This is a genomic window from Kitasatospora sp. NPDC057542 (assembly GCF_042801945.1).
Lineage (GTDB): Bacteria > Actinomycetota > Actinomycetes > Streptomycetales > Streptomycetaceae > Kitasatospora.
The window spans coordinates 1-6702 of the sequence record NZ_JBHVFE010000483.1; the positions used below are offsets into that span (position 1 = coordinate 1).

Genomic DNA, 6702 nt, shown 5'->3' on the forward strand with positions numbered 1-6702 from the left:
CACCACGGCCGTGCACGGGGCCCGCCTCAGTCGTGCGGCACGACCGCGACCGGGCTGTGCGCGTGGTGGAGGACGGCGTGGGCGACCGAGCCCAGCCAGGGCGCGGCCGGGTGGAGCCTGGGCCGGCGGCGCCCCACCACCGTCAGGCAGGCGCTCCTGGAGGCCTCCACCAGCGCCCGCCCGGCCGACCAGGCGGCGAGCTCGGCCTGCACCCGGACCTCCGGGTGCTTCTCCCGCCAGGGAGCCAGGGCCTCCTGGAGCCGCATCAGCTCTCCGGCTTCCAACGCCTCCCGGACCTCCGGCTGGTAGACCACGCCCTCGGCCGAGTACGGCCCCGCGGGCACCTTCCGGCTCTCCAGCACGCGTAGCGTCGCACCCCGTGCCGCGGCCTGTTCGAAGGCGAAGGCGATGACGTCCGGGCAGGCCTGGTCGCTGTCCAGCCCGAGCACCACGTCCTCGCCGCCGTCCTGCCCGTCGGCCCCGGCACGGACCACCACGACGGGGCAGTTCGCGTGGCCCACCACCCGCAGCGAAACGGAGCCGACCAGCAGCCCGGCGAACCCTCCCAGGCCTCGCGAGCCGAGCACCAGCAGGCCGTTCCGGCCCCCGGCGGCGACCAGCGCGTCGGCCGGGCTCCCGGTCACGTGCTCGCAGGTCAGCTCCAGCCCGGGCAGCACGCTCGCGATGTGGTCCCGGGTGGCGAGCACCGACGGCGGCAGCGGCTCGTCACCGCGGTCGGCCTCCCCGGGCGCGGGCGAGCCCGCGTCCCCGGCGTGGAGCAGCCGCAGCGGCAGGCCGCTGCGGTACGCCTCCTGGGCGGCCCACTCGGCGGCGGCCGTGCTCGGCTCCGATCCGTCGACTCCGACCACTACGGCGTCCGGCATGGTGACGCCCCTCCCTGGTTCGACGGTCGCGGCGCGGATGCCGGCGACCCGGTGTGCGATCCATGATCGTGGTCGCCGCAGGCCGGTCCCAGGGGCCGAGCAGCCCCAAGGACGGCCCGAAGGTCCCGGTCACGCCTCCGGGACGATGGCGACCGGGCAGAGCGTGTGGTGCAGGACGGCGTGGCCGACCGGGCCGAGCGCGCCGACCAGGAGCACGGGCCGCCTGCCCAGCACCAGCAGTCGGGCCTTGGCCGACGCCTCCACCAGCGCCGGGCCCGCTCCCGTGCCCGTGCTCTCCGGGACGGCCTCGACCTCGGGATGGGCGGCCCGCCACGGTGCGAGGACGCGGGCGAGAAGCTCGTCCTCGTCCTCCGGCACGCCGGTGGCCGAGGCGTGCACGACCCGCAGCGGCAGTCCGTGGCGGTGTGCGGCGGCGAAGGCGAACTCCAGGGCCGCCTCGGCGGGTCGGCGGGCGTCCAGCCCGAGCACGATCTGCTCGCGCGGATCCGGGCCCGGCGGGTCCACCGGCAGCACCACGGTCGGGCAGCCGGCCCGGGCGGCCAGGTGCAGGGCGGTGGACCCGACCCGCAGGTCCGGGAAGCCGCCGGTACCGCGGGCTGCGACGACGAGCAGTTCGGCGTCCTCCCCCGCGGCCAGCAGCGCCGCGGGGGCGAGGTCGTGGACCTCGTCGGAGCGGATCTCCAACCGGGGGTAGCGCACCGCCAGGACGTGGCAGACCTCGTGCAACAGGGCATCAGGGTCCGGCCCGCGCCCGGCGGGCCGGCCGGGGAGCAGCTGGGGCGTCAGCGGCAGGGCGTGCAGGACGCGCAGCGCGCGGCCGAGCAGCAGCGCCTCGCGGGCGGCCCAGTCGGCGGCGGCCAGGCTGGGGTCGGAGCCGTCGACTCCGACGGCGACGGGCAGGTCCACGGTGCTGATCTCCTGACGGTCGGCCCCCCTGGTTGCACGTCAGCCCTACCAGGTCCAGTCGGTGATCTCGGGCAGGTCGGTGCCGTGCTCGCGAATCCAGTCGTGGTGGCGGGTGCGCCGGTCGGCCATCTCCTGGCGCAGGGCGGCGGCCCGGACGGCGAGGCCGGGCACCCGGTCGATGACGTCCATGACGAGCCGGTAGCGGTCGAGGTCGTTGCGGACCACCATGTCGAAGGGCGTCGTGGTGGTGCCCGACTCCTTGTACCCGCGCACGTGCAGGTGGGGGTGGACGGCGCGCCGGTAGGCGAGGCGGTGGATCAGCCACGGGTAGCCGTGGTAAGCGAAGATCACCGGCCGGTCGCGGCTGAACAGGGCGTCGAACTCCGCGTCGGGCATGCCGTGCGGGTGCTCCTCGGCGGGCATCAGCCGGGCCAGGTCGACCACGTTGACCACTCGGACGGCCAGGTCGGGCAGATGGCGGCGGAGCAGCTGGGCGGCCGCGAGGACCTCCTGGGTGGGGACGTCCCCGGCGCAGGCGAGCACGACGTCGGGCTCTCGGCTGCCGTCCTCGGTGCCGGCCCACTCCCAGATCCCCGCGCCCCGGGCGCAGTGGGTGCGGGCCTGGTCGAGGGTGAGCCAGTCGAAGCAGGGCTGCTTGCCGGCGACCACGACGTTGACGTAGTCGCGGCTGCGCAGGACGTGGTCGGCGGTGGCGAGCAGGGTGTTGGCGTCCGGCGGGAAGTAGACCCGGACGGCTTCGGGGCTCTTGTTGAGGACGTGGTCGACGAAGCCGGGGTCCTGGTGCGAGAAGCCGTTGTGGTCCTGGCGCCAGACGTGGGAGGTGAGCAGGTAGTTGAGCGAGGCGATGGGGGCGCGCCAGGGCAGGGCCCGGGTGGTGCGCAGCCACTTGATGTGCTGGTTGACCATGGAGTCGACGATGTGGACGAATGCCTCGTAGCAGGAGAACAGGCCGTGGCGGCCGGTGAGGAGGTAGCCCTCCAGCCAGCCCTGGCAGGTGTGTTCGGAGAGGATCTCCATCACCCGGCCGTCGGTGGCGAGGTGTTCGTCGACGGGCAGGGTCTGCGCCTGCCAGGCCTTGCCGGTGGCCGCGTAGACGGCCTGGAGCCGGTTGGAGGCGGTCTCGTCCGGGCCGACCAGGCGGAAGTCTCGGCGCTCGGCGGTGTCCGCCATCAGTTGTTCGAGCAGGTCGCCGAGGACCCGGGTGGGTTCGTGCAGGGTGGCACCGGGCTTGTCGACGGGCACGGCGAAGCGCTCCAGCGGCGGCATCGGCAGGTCGCGCAGCAGTAGACCGCCGTTGGCGTGCGGGTTCGTCCCGAGGCGGCGGTCGCCCTCGGGCACGCAGGCCAGCACCTCGGCGCTGGGTCGGCCCTGCTCGTCGAAGAGTTCCTCGGGCCGGTAGGAGCGCAGCCACGCCTCCAGCTGGGCGAGGTGGGCGGGGTTGTCCCGCACCTGGTCCAGCGGCACCTGGTGAGCCCGCCAGGTGCCTTCCACCGGCACTCCGTCGACCTCCGCGGGGCCGGTCCAGCCCTTGGGGGTGCGCAGCACGATCAGCGGCCACTGCGGGCGCCGGGTATCGCCCCCGGCACGGGCCTCGTGCTGGAGGGCGGCGATCCGGTCCAGTGCGGTGTCCATGGCCTCGGCCATGGCCCGGTGGACGGTGAGCGGGTCCTTGCCGGTGACGTACAGCGGGAGGTGGCCGTAGCCGCGCAGGAGCGCGTCGAGTTCCGCCTCGGGCAGCCGGGCCGGCACGGTCGGGTTGGCGATCTTGTAGCCGTTGAGGTGCAGGATCGGCAGGACGGCGCCGTCGTGCACCGGGTCGAGGAACTTGTTGCCGTGCCAGGAGGCCGCCAGCGGTCCGGTCTCGGCCTCGCCGTCGCCGATGACGCAGGTGACCAGCAGGCCGGGGTTGTCGAAGGCGGCGCCGTAGGCGTGCGACAGCGCGTAGCCGAGTTCACCGCCCTCGTGGATGGATCCCGGTGTCTCGGGGGCGACGTGGCTGGGCACGCCGCCGGGGAAGGAGAACTGCCGGAACAACCGGGCCATGCCGTCCGCGTCCCGGGTGACGCTCGGGTAGGTCTCGGTGTAGCTGCCGTCGAGCCAGGAGTTCGCCAGCACGGCGGGCCCGCCGTGCCCGGGCCCCCAGACGCAGACCGCGTCCAGGTCGCGGGCCCTGACCACCCGGTCGAGGTGGGTGTGGACCAGGTTCAGGCCGGGTGAGGTGCCCCAGTGACCCAGCAGGCGGGGCTTGATGTGCTCCGGGCGCAGCGGCTCGCGCAGCAGCGGGTTGGCCATCAGGTAGATCTGGCCCGCCGACAGGTAGTTGGCCGCCCTCCAGTGGGCGTCGAGCGCGCGGACCTCCTCCTCGGAGGGTCCACCGGGAGCCGGACTGGGGGTGAGGGACATGGCTGGGTTCTCCTCAGGTCTGTCGGAACCGCCGACGGTGGGCGTATCCGATCCTCCCCCCTCGGCCGAAGCCCGCGCAGGGCCGAACAGGCCACACTCGGCGAGCCGCGAGGGGCCGATGGTCCCGCTGTCCACGGCATTCACCCGAACGGCACAGCGCTCCGGCCCGCCCCGTGTCCGGCCGGGGCGGGGCGCACGGCAGCACCCTCAGGATTCCGCGGAAAGGCGAAAGGTACGCGGTCAGCCGGTGGCGCCCGGTTCGACGAAGGAACGGTCCTGTCCGGAAATGAGCTCGACGAGCAGGAAGCGGACGAAGCAACCGTGATTCCGCGTCAATTGGCCTTCCCCCTTGGCAAAATCGCGAGATACGGTCCACGGCCTTTCCTGATCGACAATGCGCTAGCCTCCTCCTGGCGTGATCACATGCCGATTTCGAATTGGGGGGAATCACATGGCAATCGGACGACGGCAACTCCTCTCCTCCGTCGCACTCACCGCCCTCGCCGCGCCCGTTCTGGCCAAGGGGACCGCGACCCGCGCGGCTGCGGCCGTGGGTACGGCCGCGGCCGCCGGCTCCGGGCCGCTGGTCATGCAGGTCGTCGCGCACGAGGACGACGACATCCTGTTCATGAACCCTGACCTGTCCAACGCCCTCGCCAACGGCACGCCGTCCGTCACGGTGTTCGTCACCGCGGGGAACATCACCGGCGACCCGTGCGCCACGGCCTGCTACGACACCGCCGGCGACCCGCTGCGCACCTGGAACCGGCAGATGGGCGCCGTCAACGCCTACTCCCGGATGACCGGGGTCGGCGACACCGACCCGGGGACCGACGAGGTCGGGCACTGGACGGCCGAGGCGTGGACGGTCGCGGGCAAGCAGGTCGAACGGTACGTCCTCAAGGGCCGGCCGGTGCACCTGATCTTCCTCAACCTGCACGACGCCGGGCTCGGAGGCGTCCTGGCCGGCGGCACCGACACCACGGTCGTCCCGGTCGGCAGCCCGCTGTCCGGGCCGTCGACCTACACGGCCGCGGACGTCGTCGAGGTGCTGCGGCAGCTGATGGTGGCGTACCAGCCGACCGTGCTGAGGGCCCAGGACGAACTCCCGGACAGCCGCTACACGGGCGACCACTCGGACCACGTCGCCGCCGCGAAGTTCGCCGGCGAGGCGGCCCGGCTGTACGGCGGCACGCTGATCCAGGTGAACTACCGGGACTACAACATCAGCGACTCCCCGGTGAACCTCGACCCGGCGACGGTCGGCGCCAAGGGCGTGTTCGTCTCCGAGTACGCCGGCCACGACCATTCGGGGAACTACTCCGACGCCTGGTTCTCCCGGATGTACTACCGCTGGTCGCGGGGCACCTCCTGGGCCGGGCTGAACCAGGACGGCCGGCCGCAGGTCTTCGTCGTCCGGGCCGGCGCCCTCTACACGTACTGGCGTCAGGGCGACGGCAGCTGGGGCGGTCCGGTGCGGATGGCCGACCCGGGCGGGCGGCTGGCGCCGGGCATAGCCGTCGGCACCAACGCCGACGGCCGGCTGGAGGTCTTCGCCCGCCGCCTGACCGACCACCACATCGTCTCCCTGCCGCAGGGCACGCCCAACGGCTGGTGGTGGAACGGCTGGGCCGACCACGGCAACCCCAACGCCGGGCTCGGCAACGAGGACCAGGTCGGCGTGCCCGTGGTGGCCGGCGACCAGGACGGGCGGCTGGAGCTCTTCGTCAAGAACGGCGGCGGCGGCCTCAGCAACATCCGGCAGACCACCCCGGGCGGCGTGTGGGCGAGCACCTGGACGGACCTGGGCGGCACCGATCTCCAGGACCCGGTCACCGCGATCCGCAACGGCGCCGGGAGGATCGAGGTGTTCGCCGGCACCCGCACCGGGATCGTCAACTGGTGGCAGACCGCCCCGAACGGCGCCTTCAGCGGCCCGGGCCCGATCCCGAACGCCCGGCCGGCGAGCCCGCCCAAGGCAGCGCTCGACCAGGACGGCCGCATCGAACTCGCCTACCGCGAGGTCGGCACCGGCGCGATGCTGGTCAGCTACCAGACTCAGCCGGGCGGGTCGTGGAGCCAGTCCCCGGCCCCCCTCGGCGGACACGGGGGAGTCGGCGAGCCGGCGGCGGCCACCCTCGGCGGACGGGTCGTCCTGTTCGAGCGCAACCGCGGCGGCGGCGTGAGCACCACCGCCCAGACCGCCCCGAACTCCGGCTACGGCGCCTGGCAGGACCTCGGCGGCACCGTCCTCGACTACCCGGCCGCAATCGTCGACGGCGGCGGTGTCCTCCACGTGTTCGCCATCGGCACGGACGGCCGCGTCTGCTACCGCACGGGCACGACGGCCACCACCTTCGGCGGCTGGCAGGTCCTGCCGCTCTGACCGCGGGTCCCGCCGGCCGGGGACCCGGCCGTCCCTTCCTTCCGGCGAGGGACGGTTCACAGCGAGGCGCCGTCCACTCCC

4 protein-coding genes are annotated in these 6702 nt (G+C 73.7%); 1 reads left to right on the top strand and 3 read right to left on the bottom strand.

Annotation, left to right across the window (positions count from 1 at the left end; all coding sequences use genetic code 11):
• Positions 1 to 26: 26 nt before the first annotated feature.
• The 3 genes from ACFU7Y_RS37170 to ACFU7Y_RS37180 form a co-directional block, all read right to left on the bottom strand.
• Positions 27 to 884 (bottom strand): universal stress protein, encoded by an 858-nt coding sequence (locus ACFU7Y_RS37170; RefSeq protein ID WP_380771001.1) that lies wholly within the window; start codon positions 882 to 884, stop codon positions 27 to 29.
• A 129-nt stretch (positions 885 to 1013) separates the two neighbouring features.
• The gene (locus ACFU7Y_RS37175) at positions 1014 to 1811 is read right to left on the bottom strand and encodes a universal stress protein (protein WP_380771002.1); all 798 of its coding nucleotides are present in this window, start codon (positions 1809 to 1811) and stop codon (positions 1014 to 1016) included.
• A gap of 45 nt (positions 1812 to 1856) precedes the next feature.
• Entirely contained in the window at positions 1857 to 4235 is a 2379-nt protein-coding gene (locus tag ACFU7Y_RS37180; RefSeq protein ID WP_224279980.1) for a phosphoketolase, read from the bottom strand.
• Positions 4236 to 4686: 451 nt separating this feature from the next.
• Between ACFU7Y_RS37180 and ACFU7Y_RS37185 the strand changes: the two genes are divergently transcribed.
• Positions 4687 to 6621 (top strand): PIG-L family deacetylase, encoded by a 1935-nt coding sequence (locus tag ACFU7Y_RS37185; protein WP_380771003.1) that lies wholly within the window; start codon positions 4687 to 4689, stop codon positions 6619 to 6621.
• The last annotated feature ends 81 nt before the right edge of the window (positions 6622 to 6702 follow it).